At 29.0% G+C, this 21366-nt stretch carries 23 protein-coding genes; 6 read left to right on the top strand and 17 right to left on the bottom strand.

Translation table 4 applies throughout. From position 1 onward, the window contains the following. Position 1 precedes the first annotated feature (1 nt). On the bottom strand, positions 2–841 hold the full coding sequence (tsf, locus tag ASO20_RS02665) for a translation elongation factor Ts (RefSeq protein ID WP_085056418.1): 840 nt from the start codon (positions 839–841) through the stop codon (positions 2–4). 2 nt (positions 842–843) lie between these two features. Continuing rightward, on the bottom strand, positions 844–1851 hold the full coding sequence (gene rpsB, locus ASO20_RS02660) for a 30S ribosomal protein S2 (RefSeq protein WP_085056417.1): 1008 nt from the start codon (positions 1849–1851) through the stop codon (positions 844–846). A gap of 197 nt (positions 1852–2048) precedes the next feature. Here rpsB and ASO20_RS02655 point away from each other — a divergent pair, with 197 nt between their 5' ends. Beyond that, positions 2049–3659: an APC family permease gene (locus tag ASO20_RS02655; RefSeq protein WP_085056416.1), complete on the top strand. Its 1611-nt coding sequence runs from the start codon at positions 2049–2051 to the stop codon at positions 3657–3659. Positions 3660–3675: 16 nt separating this feature from the next. Here ASO20_RS02655 and ASO20_RS02650 read toward each other — a convergent pair whose 3' ends face one another. Then, a complete protein-coding gene (locus ASO20_RS02650; RefSeq protein WP_085056415.1) occupies positions 3676–4386 on the bottom strand; it encodes a hypothetical protein in 711 nt (236 codons plus the stop codon). 142 nt (positions 4387–4528) lie between these two features. Between ASO20_RS02650 and ASO20_RS02645 the strand changes: the two genes are divergently transcribed. The 3 genes from ASO20_RS02645 to ASO20_RS02635 are packed head-to-tail and all read left to right on the top strand — an operon-like array spanning position 4529 to position 7254. Then, positions 4529–5869 (top strand): glutamine synthetase family protein, encoded by a 1341-nt coding sequence (locus ASO20_RS02645; protein WP_085056414.1) that lies wholly within the window; start codon positions 4529–4531, stop codon positions 5867–5869. Positions 5870–5871: 2 nt separating this feature from the next. Then, complete coding sequence (locus ASO20_RS02640) at positions 5872–6555, top strand: sugar isomerase domain-containing protein (protein WP_085056413.1); 684 nt, start codon at positions 5872–5874, stop codon at positions 6553–6555. A 15-nt stretch (positions 6556–6570) separates the two neighbouring features. Continuing rightward, positions 6571–7254, top strand: a complete 684-nt coding sequence (locus ASO20_RS02635; RefSeq protein ID WP_085056412.1) for a sugar isomerase domain-containing protein — start codon at positions 6571–6573, stop codon at positions 7252–7254. 16 nt (positions 7255–7270) lie between these two features. Here the strand turns inward: ASO20_RS02635 and ASO20_RS02630 are convergent, their stop codons facing one another. The 8 genes from ASO20_RS02630 to ASO20_RS02595 form a co-directional block, all read right to left on the bottom strand. Beyond that, entirely contained in the window at positions 7271–7537 is a 267-nt protein-coding gene (locus tag ASO20_RS02630) for a hypothetical protein (protein WP_085056411.1), read from the bottom strand. Between the two features lie 72 nt (positions 7538–7609). Then, complete coding sequence (locus ASO20_RS02625) at positions 7610–8944, bottom strand: MFS transporter (protein WP_085056410.1); 1335 nt, start codon at positions 8942–8944, stop codon at positions 7610–7612. 7 nt (positions 8945–8951) lie between these two features. Next, positions 8952–9956, bottom strand: coding sequence for an ROK family protein (locus tag ASO20_RS02620; RefSeq protein WP_085056409.1), 1005 nt, complete (start codon positions 9954–9956; stop codon positions 8952–8954). A 70-nt stretch (positions 9957–10026) separates the two neighbouring features. Continuing rightward, positions 10027–10908 (bottom strand): class II fructose-bisphosphate aldolase, encoded by an 882-nt coding sequence (locus tag ASO20_RS02615; RefSeq protein ID WP_085056408.1) that lies wholly within the window; start codon positions 10906–10908, stop codon positions 10027–10029. 33 nt (positions 10909–10941) lie between these two features. Beyond that, positions 10942–11487 carry an RpiB/LacA/LacB family sugar-phosphate isomerase gene (locus tag ASO20_RS02610; protein WP_085056407.1) on the bottom strand — a complete coding sequence of 182 codons (546 nt, stop codon included), beginning with the start codon at positions 11485–11487 and terminating at the stop codon, positions 10942–10944. Positions 11488–11494: 7 nt separating this feature from the next. Continuing rightward, complete coding sequence (locus ASO20_RS02605; protein ID WP_085056406.1) at positions 11495–11905, bottom strand: RpiB/LacA/LacB family sugar-phosphate isomerase; 411 nt, start codon at positions 11903–11905, stop codon at positions 11495–11497. A 56-nt stretch (positions 11906–11961) separates the two neighbouring features. After that, positions 11962–12726, bottom strand: coding sequence for a PD-(D/E)XK nuclease family protein (locus ASO20_RS02600; protein WP_085056405.1), 765 nt, complete (start codon positions 12724–12726; stop codon positions 11962–11964). Between the two features lie 125 nt (positions 12727–12851). Further along, entirely contained in the window at positions 12852–13679 is an 828-nt protein-coding gene (locus tag ASO20_RS02595; protein ID WP_085056404.1) for a hypothetical protein, read from the bottom strand. A 162-nt stretch (positions 13680–13841) separates the two neighbouring features. On the opposite strand from ASO20_RS02595, the gene ASO20_RS02590 reads away from it, so the two are divergent. Further along, positions 13842–14456, top strand: coding sequence for a hypothetical protein (locus ASO20_RS02590; protein ID WP_085056403.1), 615 nt, complete (start codon positions 13842–13844; stop codon positions 14454–14456). On the opposite strand, the gene ASO20_RS02585 is transcribed toward ASO20_RS02590, so the two are convergent. From ASO20_RS02585 to ASO20_RS02560, 6 genes are all read right to left on the bottom strand, one after another. After that, complete coding sequence (locus ASO20_RS02585; RefSeq protein WP_085056402.1) at positions 14453–15268, bottom strand: aldo/keto reductase family protein; 816 nt, start codon at positions 15266–15268, stop codon at positions 14453–14455. The genes ASO20_RS02590 and ASO20_RS02585 overlap by 4 nt on opposite strands. A 10-nt stretch (positions 15269–15278) precedes the next feature. After that, positions 15279–16709 (bottom strand): aldehyde dehydrogenase family protein, encoded by a 1431-nt coding sequence (locus ASO20_RS02580; RefSeq protein WP_157061715.1) that lies wholly within the window; start codon positions 16707–16709, stop codon positions 15279–15281. Positions 16710–16722: 13 nt separating this feature from the next. Next, positions 16723–17061 (bottom strand): hypothetical protein, encoded by a 339-nt coding sequence (locus ASO20_RS02575; protein ID WP_085056401.1) that lies wholly within the window; start codon positions 17059–17061, stop codon positions 16723–16725. A gap of 82 nt (positions 17062–17143) precedes the next feature. Next, positions 17144–19246, bottom strand: a complete 2103-nt coding sequence (gene topA / locus ASO20_RS02570; RefSeq protein ID WP_085056400.1) for a type I DNA topoisomerase — start codon at positions 19244–19246, stop codon at positions 17144–17146. Continuing rightward, complete coding sequence (locus tag ASO20_RS02565; protein WP_085056399.1) at positions 19246–19893, bottom strand: hypothetical protein; 648 nt, start codon at positions 19891–19893, stop codon at positions 19246–19248. The genes topA and ASO20_RS02565 overlap by 1 nt, the downstream gene beginning before the upstream one ends. Positions 19894–19963: 70 nt before the next feature. After that, entirely contained in the window at positions 19964–20737 is a 774-nt protein-coding gene (locus tag ASO20_RS02560; protein WP_085056398.1) for an ECF transporter S component, read from the bottom strand. A 74-nt stretch (positions 20738–20811) separates the two neighbouring features. Between ASO20_RS02560 and ASO20_RS02555 the strand changes: the two genes are divergently transcribed. Continuing rightward, positions 20812–21360 carry an inorganic diphosphatase gene (locus ASO20_RS02555; RefSeq protein WP_085056397.1) on the top strand — a complete coding sequence of 183 codons (549 nt, stop codon included), beginning with the start codon at positions 20812–20814 and terminating at the stop codon, positions 21358–21360. Positions 21361–21366: the final 6 nt, after the last annotated feature.

Raw genomic sequence — 21366 nt, 5'->3', positions numbered from 1 at the left:
TTTACTTTCCTAATTCGTATCTTACAACTTTTAGTACATTAGTTTTGTTTTGCGCTAAATAATCTTTTACTTTAATTGCTGGATCTTTAACATAAATTTGTTCAACTAAGCAAAATTCGCCTAGTGACTTACTTAAACGACCTTGAATCATATTTTGAATAATATTAGCTGGTTTTGGTTTGCCAGATTTTTCATTTTCTTCGTATGCTTTACGTTCAATTTCAGCTTTTTCAGTCGCAACTACATCAGCTGGCACGTCATTAATTGAAGTATATTTTGGAGCTAAAGCTGTTACATGCATAGCAATATTTCTAGCAACTTCTAAATCAACTTTTCCTTCTAAAACAACAAGTGTTGAAATTTTCCCATTGGAATGATTATAACTTCCAATTGTATTACCTGGAGCATGAAGTACTTGCGCACGACTTAAATCTAATTTTTCACCAATTGTAGCACTTAAATGTGTTAATTCTTCTTGCACGGTTGTGTTGTTATATTTAACTAACAAAGTAGCCTCAACTGTGTGCACATTATTTTTGCGAATAATTTGTTCAACATTATGAATAAATTGGACAAATTTATCGTTACGGGCAACAAAATCTGTTTCACATTTAATTTCAACAATACCAGCGTATTCGCCATCTATATTTGAATAAACTAAACCTTCATGAGTTTCACGATCATTCTTTTTAGCAGCTTTTGAAATACCTTTTTCACGTAATCATTTAATCGCTTCTTCTTGATTATTTGAAGTTGCTTCTAAAGCTTTTTTACAATCTAAAATCCCAGCTCCTGTGATTCCTCTCAAAGTAGCAATATCTTTTGACGTAATTGTCGACATGATTAATTATTTCCTTTGTTGTCGTCGTTTTTCTTCATAGCTGTTGAGAAAGCTGTTGAGAATGATCTAGTGTTTGTATTATTTCTTCTTGGAGGACGGTTATTAAATTTATCTTGATTATTTTGACCATCTTTATTTTCTCTTGGTTGATAATCTTTATTAAATTCTCTTTTTACAAAAGGTCTTTTTACAAAAGGTCTTTTATCTCCACTTCATTCTTTTTTACCTTCAGTTGCAGTTTCCCCTTCTTTTTTAACAGGTTCCATGGCTTCTAATTTGTAAGCATATTTTAATTCTTCGCCTTGACCTTTTCCTTCAATAACGGCATCTGCCATCAATCCAGTAATTAAACGAATACTTCTTTCGTCTTCATCATTAGCTGGAATTGGAAAATTAACATTATCTGGGTTAACGTTTGTATTAACTAAAGCAATAACCGGGATATTATATTGTTTTGCCTCAGCTAAAGCTACTTTTTCTTTAACAATGTCAACTAGAAAAATTACATCTGGTAAACCTTTTAAAGTTCTAATACCACGGAAGTATTTTGTTAATCTTTCAATTTCTTTATCTTTTAACATTTTTTCTTTTTTTGTTAAACCTTCGAAATTTGAAGTTGATTTTGATCTTTCTAATGTTACTCATTTATTAATACGACGATTAATAGTATTAGCATTCGTTAATGTTCCGCCTAATCATCTTTCATCAATAAATAAACTTCCACATCTTAAAGCTTCTTCTGAAATTATATTTTTAGCTTTTTCTTTTGTTCCTACAAATAAAATTTTTGCATCTGGTTTTTTCGCAGCTAAATCTTTTAAAAATGTATATGCATCTAAAACGCAATCTAAAGTTTTTGAAAGATCGATAACATAATTTTGACGCTTTCTTTTGTATGTATACTTTAACATTTTTGGGTTAGTGTTATTTTTTTTGTGTCCAATGTGAACAATGTTCTCCACTAATGCTTTCGTTCCGATAACGTGTTTTTCTGGGTCTAGTTTTACCATAGTTTAAATATTCCTCCTAAATTTTGAATAATTACATTATAAAGTAATGTGAGTGTAAACCAAATAACATTATATAACAATTAAAAATTAATGACAATACGAATTAAAATATGTTTTATTTATAAAAATAAGTTGTTTTATTATTTAAAAATAATAGTAAAATATTTATGAATTTATTACTAGTTTAAAGGAACTGCATGAGCACCAAAAAACGTTTTTCCAAATGAGGGGGGTTGTTTTTCTCTCTTAATATTATTGTTGGATATGCTTTTGTGGTAGGCCTTGGTAGCTCCATTCAAGCTAGTGGTTTGATTGGAATGCCATTAATTTTATTGGCATGTGCTATTGTAGCATTTGGGGCTGGAATTGTTTTTGGTACTTTTGCTGAAAAATATTCAGGTTATGGTGGTGCATACATTTATGTAAAGCACGGACTTGGGAAAAAATGAGCTTTCTTTATTGGGTGATGCCAATATATCCAAGGACCATTTTGTGCAATAAGCGCCATTGCTGCAATTGTTTGATCGTTTCAGGGAGCAAATTTTTTTGGATGAGATTTAACAAATACTGCTAAATTTGATGAAGTCAAACCGATATTGTTTGCAATCTCAACTATTCTATTTATTATATTTATCATTATTGTCAATTTAGGTTTTCGTTCAACACGTTTATCTCTTTGATTAACCTGAGGATTAAAATGATTTGTTATTATTTTGTCCTTAATATTTGCATTCATTTGCATTGGAAAATTAATAGCTGAAAACAATAGCCACAAAATTATCGACAACATAACCGGAAAAGGATTTCATTATAATGGTAATTTTTTTGAAATAATTACATCTGTTTTAACTTTCTTTTTTGCTTTTGGTGGTTTTGAAGGGGCTGCTGCGATGTCTGATGACATGACAAATGCCAAAAAAAATATGAGTTTTATACTAATTGGTTCTATCATTATCGCTACTTTTTTTAATTTCATTTATTATTTTGTTTTTTTAGCTGCACTAGGTGTTAATCAAAATGATCCCACTTCAATAATTCCTAATGGAACTTTGGATTCTAACCCAATTAACTCAGTAATTCTAAATGTTTTGGGTGGTGCAACGGGAGTATTTATTGCAATTACAAGTTTATGTGTTTTGTCGCAAGTTGGAAACAATAGTGCAACTTGCATGCAAAATTCTTGAATTGATACTAGATTATTGTTGCCTTTAGCGATCGAGGGATGATTACCAAAATCATGAACTCGCGTTAATAAACACGGACAGTTTAGCAAATGTTTGATATTTGATTCAATTTTAACAATTGTATTAATGGTAGTTTATGCATTAGGAGCATCATTTGCAACTGACGATATTGCTAATAACTTATCTAATACATTAGGAATATATTCGTTAATCACGTTCATAAATTATTTAGGAACGATGACGTCAGCTTTTGTTTTATGAAGAAAAAAAGAGTTAGTTTTCAAAAAATGAGAATTAGTAATTTGCTTTAGTGCATATGCATTAATTTTTTTAACAATATTAGGATTCTTTACACAATGAATCTATTTTGTTGTAACAAGTAATGGTTCAGCTTTAAAAGGATTTATATTTCAATTTATCGCTTTTACTCTTGCAATGCTAACAGGATTGTCGGTCTACTTAGTTGGAAAAAAACGATATTGAGAAACGCGAACACAATGGCATCCCTCTTTTATTGCTTATGTTAAATTAAATCCAGAAGCTGTAAATGAAAAAATTTTGAAACGCATCCACAGACTTGAATCAGAAAAATATCCTGACTGATTATTTATTGAAAAAGCTTAATTTAAAATTACTAAAATTATTTTGATTTTTTATTTTTAATTGGGTTTCCCAAATTGGCTCAAATGCAGTTAATGAACACAAAAACAATCATCGAAATAATAATGTAAATTCACCCTTCAGCAGGATTTGGAGTGTTAAAAATTTTCACTTTATCACCATAAACTGGTCAATCAGTTATGGCTTGAATAATTACTACAAAAACAATTAAATAAAAAAGCGGATAAATCATTCTAAATAAAATTGATATTGCAAATTGTTTGGGATAATTTTTTATTTGAGTTCCATCGGGATAATTAATTAAGTAGTATATAGCAAAAAAACACATAAATATTGGAGTTATACCGTGTTTTCAAATATCCATCACTCAATCTTCAGCACTCATTCCGCGATTAGTATCTGCTGGAAATAAAATCGATCAGTAAATTAAAAATGTTACTGTAATAAAACCTGCAATCATATTGCGGAAATTATTGGTGTTTACAATCTTAACAATTTTATTATTTTTATTTTTAATAAACGTGCAACCAACCGTAAATAAAACTAGTCAATTCGATTGAGTTGTAAAAAAGCATAAATTTTTTCATCAGTTACTAGCATCATCTATTCCAGAAACTATTCAACTATAAACCATAAAAAATAAACCCAATAATAAAAATAAAACTGTCGATAAATTAAATCATTGATGGTTAGTAGATTTTTTTGCTTTTGCTATCAAATTATTTATCATTTTTACCCCACAATCTTAACTATTAATATTATAAATAATAGTTTTACTTAATTTCAAAAAAAATTAAACTCTCTTTTAAAAGGCCAAAATACAGCTATAATAATTTAAGTAATTTATTCTTACACTTAGGAGTTTGTAAAATATGAACAATTTAAAAAATCATCCAGCTTTAAATAAGTTAGAAACACATCAAGTTAAATATATTAAATATATCTTTGTGGATCTTAACGGAACCACTAAAGAAACTGAAGTTTCAATAGAAAGTTTTTGAGATGCATCAGACAACAATTTTCAAATAATGTTTGATGGTAGTAGTGTTCCGGGATATGGTTCAATCAATAAAAGTGATTTATTTCTAAGACCAGATTTAGACACATTAGGAATTGACACATTAGAATCCTCACATTTAGGAAATGTTGCTTATGTGTTTTGTGATATCATCAAAACCGATGGAAAATTTCATGAATGTTGTGGAAGATCATTGTTAAAACACACATTAGAAAAATTATCTAAAGAAGGTTATGATACTGTGTCAGTTGGTTTTGAACCAGAATTCTTTTTATTTGATGCGGACACATATGAATCAAGTGGGATTTTAAAACCAATTGATAAAGGAAATTATTTTGCTTCTTCGCACTTAAATAAGGCCGAAGGAATTTGCCGTGAAATCGCTTTTACGATGAAAGAGTATAATTTGCAAATGGAAAAAATTTCTCACGAGGTTGCAACTGGTCAATTTGAAATAAACTACAAACACGCTTCCGCCCTAAGAAGTTGCGATAACTTTATATTGTTTAGATACATTACTAAAAAAATAGCTGATCGTTATGGTTATATAGCAACATTTATGCCAAAACCTGTCGCAGGTATTAATGGTAGTGGATTGCATTGTAACATGTCTTTATGAAAAGATGGTGTAAATTTATTCAAAAACACACAAGGTACTGAAATAACTTCCTTTGCAAACAAATTTATCAATGGAATTTTAGATAACGGCCGTGCATTAGCGGCAATTACTAATAGCTCAGTTAATTCGTATAATCGTTTAATCAAAGGCTTTGAAGCCCCTGTTTATCTTTCGTATTCAAAATCAAATCGTAGTACATTAATTAGAATCCCAGCAACAACTGGCAATAGTGCTCGAATCGAATTAAGAAATGTTGATGCTTCATGTAATGTTTACCTAGCAATGACAGCAATTATTGAATGTGGTATGCTAGGGTTAACAACTAAAACTAAGAATTACGAAATTGTATCTGATAACTTATTTGATTTATCTTATGATGAAGTTGTAAAAAGAGAATTGCAATTTTTACCACAAAGTTTAGAAGAAGCGATTCTTTGCCTAGAAGCAAATAAAAATTTCCACCATTTTTTTAGTGAAACTTTTCTTCGTTCATATTGCAAAATAAAAATGCATGAATGATCTTCTTTCCGATCAACTGTATCAAAATGAGAAATTAATAAATATATTTATAATTAAAAATGAATTGTTATAAAACAAAAATTATCGAAACAATAAATAAAATTGATGAAGCCTCTATTGAAGAGGCTTCTTCTCTTATTTACAATGCCTATAAAAACAAAAACAAAATTTGAGTTTTTGGGACAGGCCATTCTGCTCTTTTCGCTATCGATCTTTACGTAAGAGCTGGTGGTTTGGATATTTTTTCTCCAGTTTATTTTGAAGAATTAATAGTAACGGACATCGATCCACTAAGAAGTACTAATTTAGAAAGAGATACTTCTTTTATAAAAAGAATTTATGAGAAATACGATTTCAAAGAAAACGATGTATTCATAAGTATTTCAAATTCAGGAAGAAATATTTTAAATGTGGAATTATCCTTGCAACTTAAAAATAAAGGATTGAAATTAATATGCATGTCATCAAAAAAACATACAAACAGTGTTAAATCACGTCACTCATCTAAAAAGAAATTAATCGACATTGCTGATGTGTTTCTTGATAATTGTGCTCCAATAGGCGATACATTAATTACTTCCAATAACCAAGGATATTGCCCTGTATCTACAGTAACTGGAACAATAATTTTTAATATGATAATTGAAAAATTAGCTAAAAAAATTCCAAATCTTGATTCTTATAAGAGTGCTAATTTGGATAATACCGACGAAGAAAACTTAAAAAAGTTTGGAAAATATTAATATAACGGAGAAAATATGAATTACATAAACGAAGTACTAAAAAGAATTGAAAGTATTGATCAAAAAATAATAGATCGAGCTAGTGATATTTTAATTGACGCTATTAAAAACAAAAAGAAAATTTGATTATTCGGAACCGGGCATTCTGCTTTATTATCAATTGAAGTTTACACAAGAGCAGGTGGATTAAATATTTATCACCCTGTTTATTTCGAGGAATTAATGGTTACAGATTTTGATCCGTTTAGAAGCACTGAATTAGAACGTGATGGTGCATTCTTAAAAGAAATTTTTCACAAATACGATTTTCAAAACGGAGATGTTTTAATAACTATTTCTAATTCAGGAAGAAATTATTTAAATGTAGAAATGGCATTACAACTTAAAGAAAAAGGCTTAACAATTATAGGTCTTGGTTCAAAAGAACACTCAGAAGTTGTTACCTCACGCCACCACTCTGCTAAAAAAATAATTGACATTGCTGATATTTTTCTCGACAACAAGTCTCCAAGTGGTGATGCTATTCTAACTATTAAAAATAATAAATATTGTCCAATCTCAACGATAACTGGTTCAACTATTCTACATGCATTAACAGAATGCATAGTTTCTAAAATAAATATTGATCCATTTAATAGTTCTAATTTGGATGGAAATGACCAAGCAAATTTAAAAAAGATGGGTAAAAAAAATAACTAATGTTTTGACAACAAAATTAATTTAAAAGGTTACGTAATTTTTTAACATGCACACAAATTACTTGGTTATTTGTGTGTGATAGTTGCCTATTCCCAGGCAATTTTTCTGAACTTTGATTATAAATCGAAGGTGTGGAAGTATAGTAAATAACATCAACTGTTTCATTTTCATAATTTATGTCAACTATTTTACATGGTCTTTGTTTATTTCCAGAAATTTTCAGATCGGTATCATTAACTAAATAAATTTCACCTACCATAATTTGTTCTATATTATAAGACATACTTTAATTTTACATTCAAAAAGGCAAACAAAAAACCCTTGCGGGTTTTTATTTAAAATTTTTTCAAAAAAATTATTTTTGAATATTTTGTTGTTTACGAAAATTATTATAGAAAAATATTGAAAATATTGTTAATAATACCAATCCTGCAACTGAAATAATTCCGATAATAATTGGCGCAAAATACAATGCTGTATGAAAATTATCTGTTTTCGAACCATCCGATCAAATTGGAGCTAAAATCAATTGCGTTACAGGAATTCAAAACATTGAGACAATGTTAATTGACATTCCGATAAATGAAGCACGACGTTGGTCTATTTCAATTGAATAACCATAAATCATTGGTCATAAATTTCCAATCCCAAACCCTAGCAATATTGCAACTAAATATTGCGCTCAACTATATTGCATTTCACCAGTAAACATAACAACAAAAGCAATCGCAAAAACAATTCCTGATGCAACAATAAATCATGATTTTGGCATACGATTAACAATAAACAAACCTGAAATTGCACGTCATACTCCTTGAATCATTACAAATAATCCAAAGGCTTGCGCCGCTGTTATAGCGATATTTTCAGAGATTGTAGATGAACCTTTTGATGCTTCTGATTTTGCAATGTTTGTAAACATATAGTTAGAAATTGTTTCAGCAACCATATAAAAACTCATGATTATTAATGCCATGATTAATGGTTTTCAAATACTAAATGACTTTTCTCCTTTTTCGATAATTTTTGAAGATGTTAATTGTGCTGAATGTTGATATTTAATAAATCATCCTACAATAGCTCCAAGAACAGCTAATCCACAAGCGATGTAATAGAACATTTGTACATCGCTAAACCCCTCGTTACCAACTTTATATACAAATGAGGAAGCCGCTAAGGGAATGATACCTGCTCCAATACCATAAACTCCATTTGAAACCGATAATAAAGTCGCTTGTTGTGCTCCTTGATATTTTGCACTAATAAAAGTTGAAACAAGCGGACTCATTGGACCGATTCCACAACCTAAGATAAAGGAAAACACAATAAATAAAACAACTAAAGTTGTTCCAGAACCAAAATGCGTAATTTGTGAGATTAAAATTAACATTGTAGCAGCTATTCCATAACCTGCTAAGAAAATATAACGAATGTTAATTTTACTTAATAATTTACTTGTAATTAAAGTTGCAGCAATCAATCCAACGGATTGAGCAACCAGTAAGTAAACCATATTTCCCCCAGCGTTACCGTCATTGGGAAATAGCGCCTTAGATAATCCTCCTTGCGTATAACCAACCATTAGTAGTAACGCTCCATAAATAAATAACATTGCAAAGCAACAATACGTTTGAATGTCTAATTTTTGTTTAATGCCACTAACCGTGGTTTTTTTAATAACTTTGTCCATAATACACCTAAATTTCGTAACCTTTAATCTTAGCAATTGCATATTCCATAACTCCAACAATTCCTGCTGTGTTTTGTAATTCACAAATTTTGATGTCGACTAATTTTAATAAATCTGGTCAAACCATTTTCTGTAAATGACTATTAATCATATCCAGTAAGGTTTGTCCAAGTGAAGAAGGGCCTCCTCCAATCAAGACAGCTTCTGGATCAAAAGCGAATATTTGCATTGAAATTGCCTGACATAATGGTTTTAATGCTTCACTCATGGCAATGGTTGCATCATGATCCTTATAAATTAATAAATCCGCAATATCTTTTATTTCAATGATTTTATTTAATTCTTTTTGACGTTTTGCTAATGTTGAATTTGGATTTTCTTTAATATAGTCTTGAAAGTATTTTTCAATCCCTGTGGCTGAAGATAAACCTTCTAAACATCCTTCTAACCCGCAATTACAACGATATTTGCTTTGTAGCATCCCACCATGCCCAAATTCATTTGCTAAATTATGGGCTCCACCATATAGACGGTTATTAATGATAATTCCGCCACCTACGCCAGTTCCTATTGAAAAAATAATAAAATTTTTATAACCTTTCCCGGCTCCTTGTTTTCACTCGCCAACAGCAATAGCTCTAGCATCGTTTATTAAATAAACCGGTTTCTTGAAACATTCGCGTGCAACCTTAGCGGCTGGATAATTGTATCAACCTATCTTACCAGCATTAACTGATATTTCGTTATCGATATCCAATGGTCCAACGCAACCAAATCCAATTGCTTGTACTTGTGTTTCGTAGTTAATTCCTAAATTTTCTAATTCTTTTTTGATTTCTAAAGCAAAAAAAGGAATTGCATCGTCACCTTTTTTTGTTGGAATTACAAATATTTTGTAAATTCATCCACCAGTATCAGCAATCGCTACTTTAGCTGTTCTCCCGCCCATGTCAATAGCAACTATTAATTGAGCATTATTAGTTAAAGTATCTATGTGTTTTTCTTTAATCATTTATTTAACCCCTTATATGTTTGTACATGTCCTTTTATTTTTTATCCCCCAACAAAAAATAAAAGATAGATTAGCATCTATTATTCGACATGCACATCTCAATTTTCTCTTTCGCTACTTTTTTAATATTATTTATCGCGTCTTTTAAAAAATATCTCGGATCATTCAATTTTGAATCTTCATAATCGTTTGTATTACATTTTTTGTAATGTTCAATTATGCCGCTAATGTATGGTTTTTTAAGTTCTGTACCAACATTAAATTTAGCAACACCATTTTTAATGCAATCGCGAACTTGGTCTAATGTCAAACCACTTCCGCCGTGTAGTACAAGTGGTGTATCAACAATTTTTCTAATTTCTTTTAAACGTGCCACGTTTAGAACTGGCTTTGTTATATAAATTCCGTGAGCATTTCCAATAGCAACAGCAATAGAATCGACTTCTGTTTTTTCAGTAAATTCTTTAACCGCGACTGGTGTTGTACATGGGTCATCTTTTAGCACATGATTAACAATCAAATCGTCTTCCACGCCAGGGATAGCTCCAAGTTCGGCCTCAACTGTGGCGTCATATTTTTTTGCTAAGGTAACTACTTTTTTCGTGTATTCAATATTCTCTTGTAATGATTTAGATGAACCATCTATCATTACTGAACGAATTCCAGCTTTTAACCCTAATTCAATTTCTTCGTATGTGTGATGATGATCCATATGTAGAGCTATTGGTATCATTGGATATTGTTTTTGCAATCCTTCTACCAATCCAACTACAGCTTCCAATCCAGAAAAAGAAAAGGTACTAGGTGTACAAGCCAGGATTAAAGGACTTTTCATTTCTACCGCTGCTTCAACGCAAGCGCGAGCATTTTCTAAGTTATGAATGTTAAACGCAGGAACTGCGTAACCATGCTTTTGCGCATCTAAAATCATTTTTTTTGTATTACATAACATATTTTTCACCCCTTTAGATTAAATTGTTATAAATTATAGACTTATTTTAGGTAAAGGAATTTTATCTTGTTTTTCGCCATTTGTATATTTTCCTTCTTCTCAATTACAAATAATTTCATCAAATAACTTTGGATCATCATTTAAAGTCTTTATTTGTTTATCAACTAAAGCAATCAAATCACTATTTTGATGTTGGTATTTTGCTTTTAAAAATTCTTCGACAATGTTAATAATTGAACCTATTCCGATAACTCTTCCACCACAAGCAATAATATTCGCATTGTATGCTTCCTTAGCTTTAATAGCTGTATAAACATCAGCAACCAAGGCGCAACGAATCCCTTTGACTTTATTTGCCGAAACTGAGATACCAACACCAGTTCCGCAAATAACGATGCCTTGATCAACTTGTTTTTTAGCAACTAATAGTGCAACTTGACGACCATAAATTGGATAATGAGTTCTTGTTAAATCGTATGTTCCACAATCAATAACTTGATGACCTCTCGATTTTAAGTATTTTACTACTTCATCTTTTAGACCAGTAACTGTATGATCACAACCAATAGCTAATTTCATTTTTTCCCTATTCTCTTTCTAACTCGGCATCTAACATGTCAATTCTAGATTTATGTCTAGCACCCTCGTATGGAGTACTTAAATATAAACTGATCATTGAATTAAGTAACGTTGGAGTCGAAATCTCGTAACCTAAGCACATTATCTTAGTATTATTATGAGATGGGGTCATCATGGCTGAGTGTTCATCATAAATAGCAGCAGCAACAATTCCTTTTTGTTTAGAAAAATACATAAAAGGAATAATAGCATCTTCATTAATGAAAACTATACGATCAAATTTTGATTGATTATTCTTAATATATTCCAATTCAGTTTCTAAATTTTGGAATGTTCTAATATCACACTTATTTTTATATTCCAATTCAATAATATCTGCATTTTTGAATGAATTTTTAATAGTAATTAGTGATGTCATATCTTCATTATATAACAAACTAAAATTTCTATAATGGTTTTGTTAAAAATTCAAAACTAATTAATTCAATCGGTAATTATGTATGGAAAAGCATTATCCTTTAGGTATAAAAATTCAATTTCTCTCAATTTATCTGCATTTTTTTGCACTTTTTTATACATTTCTATAATTTTATAAGTATCGGTTGGCGACATAATTGTGGTAAAAACTTCAAAATTACTAGAAAATTTTCTGGGTAATCAAATAATTTGCAAATCAATTTTATTAATTGGAACTTTGTATTTTTTACTAATCATATAAGCATATATTTTAAGTTGTAAAAAGTATTTTTCCTTTTTATCTTTTATAAAATTAGACGTTTTGTAATCTGCAATAATAATGCGGTCGTTTTTAAAAGTAATTAAATCGATACTTCCCACTAAATTTTCAGTTCAAATAATAACTTCTTTTAAACACATTTCGTCATTATTGATGTCATGGTCATGTTTCACACTTTTATCAATAAATTTTTTAACATTTTCTGGAGCTGTTTCATCATATTGACCTTTTTCTAGAATATGGTGAATACGGTCTCCATTTTTCATAGCTATTTCTAATCCTTTAGTCATTTCAATGTTTTTGGCACTATCATTTTCTAATTGTTGTTCAGCAATTAATCATTTAACAGGTTTTTGCCCTTTTTCTAAAAACATGCAATAATTTAACAAAGCTGTTGCACTTAAACGACAATACTTTTCACCATTAATTACATATGTGTGAGATTGTTCAATCAAACGTGCATTATTTTGATCGCTTTTTAATTGTTGATATAAATTTTTCATGGATGGTTCCTTTTATTCTTCAAGAGAATAATATTAAAATTATATCAATTAATATTTTTAACTAATAATTATGTTTTGGGGAAATGAAAAAATTCCCGTATTAACGAGAATTTATATTTATGCTATTATTCTATTCAATATCCAAATCAAAATGATTGCCCTTTTTGACCATAATTAGGACCAACTGTTGATTTTTTTATATCATAAACAAAATTCAATTGATTATGATTTTGGAAATTTTTATCTGAAAATAATAATGAATATTGGACATTAGTATCTTGTTGTGTTGATGAATTGAATGCAACTCTAGTAATTTCATTTTTTTGTCAATTTTTATTCATAAAATCAGTTAAGCATTGGTCTTCAGCTTTTTGATCATTAATAAAACGACTAGTTCCACCAGTACTTAAACTTACGACCATATTTTGAGAATTTGGAATTGTTTTACCAAAACTATATTCTATTTTTGTATTAACATCTCATGTTAATCTTGTTAATTCCAATTTTTGCTTATCAGTCATTTTTGCAATTGTTGGCAAGTAATCATGAAGAGCCGTTCCAATTAACGCATATTCTTCAAACATAAATGAATAAGTAGTTAATTGATTAACAATATTTTCTCTCACTGTTTCTTTTTGGTTTTTGTTTCAAGTTTGTTTATCTCAATCGATTCTTAAATTATTTTCGTAATTAGCATGTAATTTTGACATAGATTCATATTTGTTAGCTAGATGATGAACCTTTTTTGCAATAGCTTCATAGTTTTTAGGTATATTTTTTTCTGTTAAAAACGGAATAAGTTTGTCACCTAATTTTTTTTCTTCAGCATTAATGTGTAATTTGTAATTAGGTTCGTCATTATTTTTTTTATTATTAACTATTCCAGGCATTACTCCAATTAACACACTTGAAAGTGCCAATGATAAAGCTAAAATTTTATTTGTAATTTTCATTTTTCCCTTTCACTCCGTAAAATAATTTACGGAACTTTTTTTATTATATGCTTTTTAAAAAAAATATTTGAAATTAAGACAAAAAAATGGTGTAATAAACAAATATACTATTTTTAGTAATTTTACCACCAACTTAATGTGGATTCGGAAAGTGGAGATTTTATGGGTAAAAATTACATTAAATCACATTATAAAAAAAGTAATGTATTTGGTAAAAAACAAAAAATTAACGATGTAGTAAAATATTCAATCGCATTAGCTATAATTTCGTTATTTGCATTTGTCCCGCAAATTGGATTTTTAACTGTCAATAATTTTGGTCTAGCTTTAATCCTTTTACCTATTATTGTAATCGGGGCTTGTTGAGGTATTTGAATAAATTTGTTTGTTTGAACAATGTTTGGTATTTATGCGTTAATTTTATCATACACAATGATTCCAAATGTTTTCATGAATAATCCATTACCTTCTGTTGTTGCAAGAATTTGTGTTGGAATAATTGTTACTGGTTGAAAATTATTATTTAGCAAAAGTAAAAAATATTATAATTTACAAAACTTAATGATATACATTTCCCCGATATTAAATACCATTTTCGTTGTCTTATTCTTACAAGTATCTACGTGACTTAAAGTTGGTATCTTTGATGGTTCTAATTGAGGAATAATTGCATTTTTATCTATTACTTGACCAAACATTATTATAGAATGAGCTATTTTGATCCCGATCGGTTTAACAGTTAGTATGCGTATAAACAAATACAATATTAATCTTTAATGCTTCCCGCGATAATGTGTACTATCTAAGCGATCAGAATATTTATTTTCATACTTATTTTCTTTTTGTAAAACTTCTATTTCTTCACTTGATAATTTTATTTTAAGTGCATCAATATTTTGTTGAATACGTTCTAAATGCTCAGATTTAACCACTACAGCATTATTTTGTTCTAATAAGTAAGCAATTGCAATTTGTGCTGTTGTGCATTTATGTAATGATGCAATTTTTTTTACACTTGGTAAATTTAATGGAATTAAATCTTTACCCAACGGTGATCATGCTTGAATAACGATGTTTCGTTTTTGATTATACAAAACACGATCGTGGCGATAATTTAAAATTGATAATTCAATTTGATTAATCTCTGGGCAAACTCCGGTGTTATAAATTAAGTATTCAACATCATCATGATCAAAATTTGAAACACCTATGTGTTCTATTATTTTTTCATTTTTCAATTTAATAAGTTCTTTTCATGCAAACAATGCATCTTCTAAATTAATCGGAATGCGATGCAATAAAACACTATGAATTTTATCTATCCCCATTACCTTTAACTGTGACAAAATTTGCTCCCTTGCATTTAAAAAATGACTTGGTCACAACTTTGTTTGGATTAATAATTGATGCTTATTTGAAGAATTATATTTACGAACAGCTTCTCCCACTTCTTTTTCATTTTTATAAACTCAAGCTGTGTCAATCACATTGTAACCAGTTTTTCCTGCTGCAAAAATGCATTCAGTAATTTTTTCTTGGTTGGTCAGTTCATATGTTCCAAAAATAATTCTATCTTTTAAAACGCTCATTATTGCTCCTTTAAAAATTTAAAACAATTAACTTTTTGTGTATGTGAGCTAATAAAGCATCCTTTATTCCTTGAGTTCCTATTCCTGAACCTTTAACACCACTAAAAGGAAAAGCATCGGGGCCACGTTGGGGTGCTGTATTAATATTAATTGAACCGGCTTCTAATTTTTTTGCCATTGTTAAAATAGTTTTATAATCATTACCAAAAATACATGCTTGTAAACCATATGGTGACTCATTGGCTATATCAATCATCTCTTCAAAAGTTTCGCAATAAATGATTGGTAAAATTGGTGCAAATGGTTCTTCAATCGCAATTTTGGAAGTTCTCTTAACATTATCAAGTAAAATCGGATAAATTAAATTACCATCAACTTTTTCTGGCAACAAGGAAATTGCTCCTTCTTCTTTTGCTTCTTCTACCATTTTTAATACTCAATAAATACTTTTTGTATCTACAATTGGTGTAATATCACAATTATCTTTTGGCGAACCAATTTTTAATGAACTAACTTTTTTAGTAATAATGGGTGTCAATTTTTTACCTATTTCCTTAGTTGTAATTACTCTTTTTACAGCAGTGCAACGTTGGCCATTATAACTAAATGCTCCTTTTACAATCTGGCTAGCATATAATTCTAAATCATTGTCATCAATAACAATAGCTGGATCTTTCCCGCCTAATTCAAAAATGAATTCAACTAACCCGGATTTTGAGGCAATATGATTACCAGTTGCTGTGCTTCCAGTAAAATTAATTAATTTAATATAAGGGTGAGATGTTAATAAATCGCCTATCTCAGTTCCTTTTCCTGTGACAACATTAAATACCCCTGCTGGGAAATTTGCTTCATGAATTGTTAAACCAATCAAGGCCCCAATACCAGAAGAAAAACTAGCAGGTTTGAATACAACCGTATTTCCTGTTATCAAAGCTGGAATAATTTTTGATACAGCTAAATTAAGTGGATAGTTGAAGGGTGCAATAGCCAATATTACTCCTTTAGGTTCATTTAAGGAAAAAGCGTGTTTATTGTTTGCTCCTCAAATCTGTCCATCATAAGAATCACCTAATAGCGTTTTGTATATCTCAACCGTTTCCAAAATTAAAGATATTGTTCTATCTACTTCAATAGTTGCATCTTTTTGTGATTTGGCAATTTCTCTAACCATCAGCGAAACAAATTCATCTTTGTGACGTTTAATACTTTCAATTCACTGACTTACTAATTTTTCCTTTTCAATAAAACCTACATGTCTTCAAGTTGAAAAAGCAGCCTGAGCTGATTCAAAAACAAATTTAATCTCTGATGCATTTAAAGCAGGAACTTGCACAACTATCGAATTGTCTATCGGAGAAGTAACATCTATTCAATTTTCATTCGAATATAACTCACCATTAATTAAAATTTTACGTTGTTTTTCGCTTAAATTTATCATTTATTTATTTCCTTTATGAATTTGATATTTCTTTAGCAATATCGTTGTATTGTTTGTTGTAACCAACCAATACAATTAAAAATGAAATTACATTCAACATAATAAAAATGTACGCCAAATATAGTGGTGTGATTTTTTTAGTATTTGCATAAATTAATAAAGATCACCCTACTTCAACAACACTTAAAGCAGTTACCACAATTTGAACTAATAAGGCATAATCACCTAAGCAATCGAATCACTTTGTTAGATAATAAATTAGAAAAAAAGCCAATAAGTACAGAAGAGCAAAAATTACATTAATTAAAACTCCTACACGTATTGTACCTTCACCCTGAAAAATTTTTTTCATATTTCCTCCATGCTTATTTTTATTATATTTGAGAAATACTAAAACAATTTTTTAAGAGATTATTTAATGTTAAAAAGCAAATTTAAGTAGATTTTTTAGAAGCTTTTCGAACTTTTCGTTTAATTGGTTTTTTTGTTTCAATTTCTAAGATGTTGCCATCTAAAGTTCTAGCATAACGACATTTTGGATAACTAGAGCATCCAATAAATTGCCCTTTTTTGGAGTTACGTATTACTAATTTAGATTGGCAAAGTGGGCAGTTTTCTTCTAAATATTCAATCGATGGTTTTTCAACTGCTGTTATTTCTAAAAAAACTTGATTTTTTTCTTCTTTTAAAGATTTTAAATTTGCAATAAATCTACATTCAGGATATTCTGAACAAGATAAAAATCCTTCTTTATTTTTATAACCTTTTTTAATAACAACTTTCCCTTTTGAACAAGTTGGACAAGGTAAATTTGTCACAATTGTATTTTGATATGGAGCATTTTTTATTACATCCTCGACTTTTGGCATAAAGTAGTCAATAAACTTATGTAAATAACTTGAGTATTCCAATTTGTTTTCTGCAATTAGATCTAAACATTTTTCCATTTCAGAAGTATATTTTTCTTGAATTTCCTCAGCAAAATAAGTTTGTAAAAAACTACTAGTGCTTTCTCCACGGATTGTTAAATAATAATTGTTGTTGTATTTGTAAACATAATTACTATCCAACAAACGAGAAATTATTGAAGAATAAGTAGATGGGCGACCAATCCCTTCTTCTTCGAGCACTTTTACCAGGCGAGCTTCGTTATAACGGTAAGGCGGTTTCGTTTCACATTCATTATATTTAATATTGTGAGTCATAAAAACTTGCCCAATCTTAAAATCAATATTAATATCTTCAACCAATAAATCAATTTCATCTTCATCTTTAGGTTTCTTACCTTCATCTTGCTGAATATCTTTTAGAAACAATTTCAAATAACCTGGAAAAATTTTTTTACGGAAAGTAGTTTTGAATTGGTAATCATTGTTGTTAAAAACTACTATTTCATCAATAAATTGAGCCGGTGACATTAATGCTCCAAGAGAATAATTATAAATTAATTCATAAATCTGCGCTTCTTCATCAGATAAAATTGATTCAATGTGCTGTGGCATTAAATTCAAATTTGTAACACGAATTGCTTCGTGAGCATCTTGAACGTTATTATTATTATTTTTTACTCTTAATTCTGGATTACAATATTCGGAACCATAGTTTTTTTCAATAAAACTTAATGCTAATTGTTTAAAATCGTCCGATAAACGAATTGAATCAGTTCTCATATATGTAATGTGACCAAGTTCATATAGTTTTTGGGCTATTTGCATAGTTTTAGCGGCAGGCATTTTTGATTTTTGAATTAATGTAGATGTAATTAACGGAAACGGATTTTTCTTTGTAAATTTTTTTGAATCTATTTTATCCACTAAAAATTTGTTAGACAAAGATTTTTTTAAATTATCAACTTGTTCTAATGATGTAATTTTGATTTTTTTATTTTGAAATTGAAATAATTTTGTTGAAAAAGTTGGTTTTTCAAAATTCGCTTGAATTGTGTAATACTTGGTAGATACAAAATTACGAACTTCCTTTTCACGTTCAGCGATTAGTTTAAGTGCAACTGATTGAACTCTTCCGGCTGATTTAGAACCGATTTTTAAATCTACAACACGTGACAATCTAAAACCAATAATACGATCTAAAAAACGACGTGTTTTTTGAGAATGATATAAATTCGTATCTATTAAACGTGGATGTTGTAATGCTAATTTAATTCCTTTTTCTGTAATTTCATTAAACTCTAAACGTTTATATTTATTTTTAATATTTAAGGCATGTATTAAATGATAAGCAATCGCTTCCCCTTCACGATCGGGGTCAGATGCGATGTAAACAATGTCTGCATCATCAGCTTGAGTTTTTAATTCACTAACAAGTTTTTCTTTACCTTCAATAATTTTCAAATGTGGTTCTAAAGTTTGTAAATTAAACCCTAATCCAAATTTTTCTTTTTCCGATGATAACTCGTATATATGTCCTTTAGAACTATTGACAATAAAAGAGTTATCTAAATATTTTTGAATCGTTTTTACTTTAGTAGGTGATTCTACTATTAATAGATGTTTTTGTGATGTCATTTTTGTTTTCATTAAATAATATTTTCTTGTAATTGTAAATCTTTATTAGTTAAAAAGTATTTTTGACACTTTGGATTATAAAAATTGTGATTTCAAAATAGTAGAAGTAATCTTTTGGAAGCTATCATAATAAAAAAAGAATTTACCACCCCTTCAATGACGTTTGTAATTAATCCAGAAATAGAATCGACAATTGCATAAGGTAGATTGAAAAAAATTAAATCTGAAAAAAAATAATCTATATTAATTGAAAACCCTAAAAATAAAGCAGAAAACATTAATGAAATAGTTCCTCTTGCAAATAACTTGTAACCTAGTTTTATAAAAGTAACATCAATTATTCAAATTCATCAATATGCAACTCATCACGTTCCAAATCCATACATTTCCAAAACCAATAAATTAAAAGCTACAATCAACAAAATACATTCTAAAAAAGAAAAAACAATAGCAAAAATAATAAATAATCCTGTAATTATTTCAGTCCCGGGAAGGTCTAAAAAAAATCTTCATTTAGCAATTATTAATAAACCAAGAGATAATCCTAACAAGGCAATTCTTGATGTACTTATGCGTAAAATTTTGCTTTTTGAGTTCGTTCTAGTGTTGCTAACCTGCGTATTTGCTGGTTTATTAGCAACAATTTTTAAATCTTTCATAAATTGCTTGTCCCTTTTGAAATTTTAGATGGTAAAGCAATTATATAAAAATAATTTGGTTTGATATAAATTAATCTTCAAAAATATTTTTTGTTGGTGGTTTTGTAACCTCTTTAGAAGATTCTTCTTCATCAATTGGAAATGGTTTATTAGGTAATTTTTCTTCTTTTTTTGTAAATGGATTAATTCTTACATTTTGTTTTACTTCTGGAATTACTGGTTGTATGCTCTTTGCAGGAAATTGCCCAATAACTGATAGTATTTGTTTTCATGAATTTGCAATAATCAATCCAAACAAAACAAATAATATTAAGTATTTAATAAGTGTAAATGTTCCAAATATTTTTAAAACCTCTAAAAAGTTATAGATTCCGCCCATTCCATATCAGCTTAGAAGAAAATAGTTATCACATATGACAGCAATAAATGCCAAAACCACTGAAGTAATAACTAAATAGATTGCAATACATACTCCCAAAAAATATTTATTATGCTTTTTTTTGGAATTATAAATCATTTCAGCAATTAAAAACATCAATGCAATAGCATAAACCAAAATTATCGATAAAATAGTATCTAAAACGTGTCCTGGTAAACCACCACTTCCGGCATCAACTGCAAATTTAATTCATGTTTTTCCGGCTGCCACAACTAAACCGTAAGTTCAACCTGTGAACATTACTGCAAAAGCTACTATAATGTCACTAAAATCCATTTTTAAATAAGGTGGTAAGAAATTAATGAACGGAAGATTAAATTCCATAAACATTAACAATGTCGCGATTGCTAAAAAAATTCCAGATATTGCCATTTTGAAAACTACACTATGATGTTTTAGCAACATAATTCCCCTTTTTTTATAGTAGTAATATAAGATAAAAAACTTTATTATTATTATAACTAATGGAAGGAAATTAAATGAAATTAAATGTAATTGTTGAGATTGCAAAAGGCTCAAATGTTAAATATGAATATGATTTTGTCAACAAACGTTTTGTTGTAGATAGAATTCTCTATGGATCAAATTTTTATCCAATGAATTATGGATATATTGAAAACACGTTGGATTATGATGGTGACCCATTAGACGTGTTAATCGTTTCCGATCAACCATTTGCGATTGGATGTGAAGTTCCTGTTCGTATTTTAGGAGCAATGGAAATGATAGATAACGGTGATATTGACACAAAATTAATTGGAGTTATTGATTGTGATCCAAGATATAAAGACGTTAATAAATTAGAAGATATTGCAAAACATCGCTTAGATGAAATTAAAAATTTCTTCGAAACCTATAAAATATTGCAAAAAAAAGAAGTAAAAGTTGGTAATTTCGTTAACTTATCTAAGGCTGAAGAAATTATTGAGGAAACTAAAAATTTGTACAAAAAATGTGAACAATATTTCTTAAGCGGCAACAAAAAAGAAATCGATAGAATTATTAAAGAAGAATCAAAAGGGCATTAAGCCCTT

Source organism: Mycoplasma sp. (ex Biomphalaria glabrata) (assembly GCF_001484045.1).
Classification (GTDB): Bacteria; Bacillota_I; Bacilli_A; order Mycoplasmatales.
This window is presented reverse-complemented; position numbering and strand designations above follow the sequence as displayed.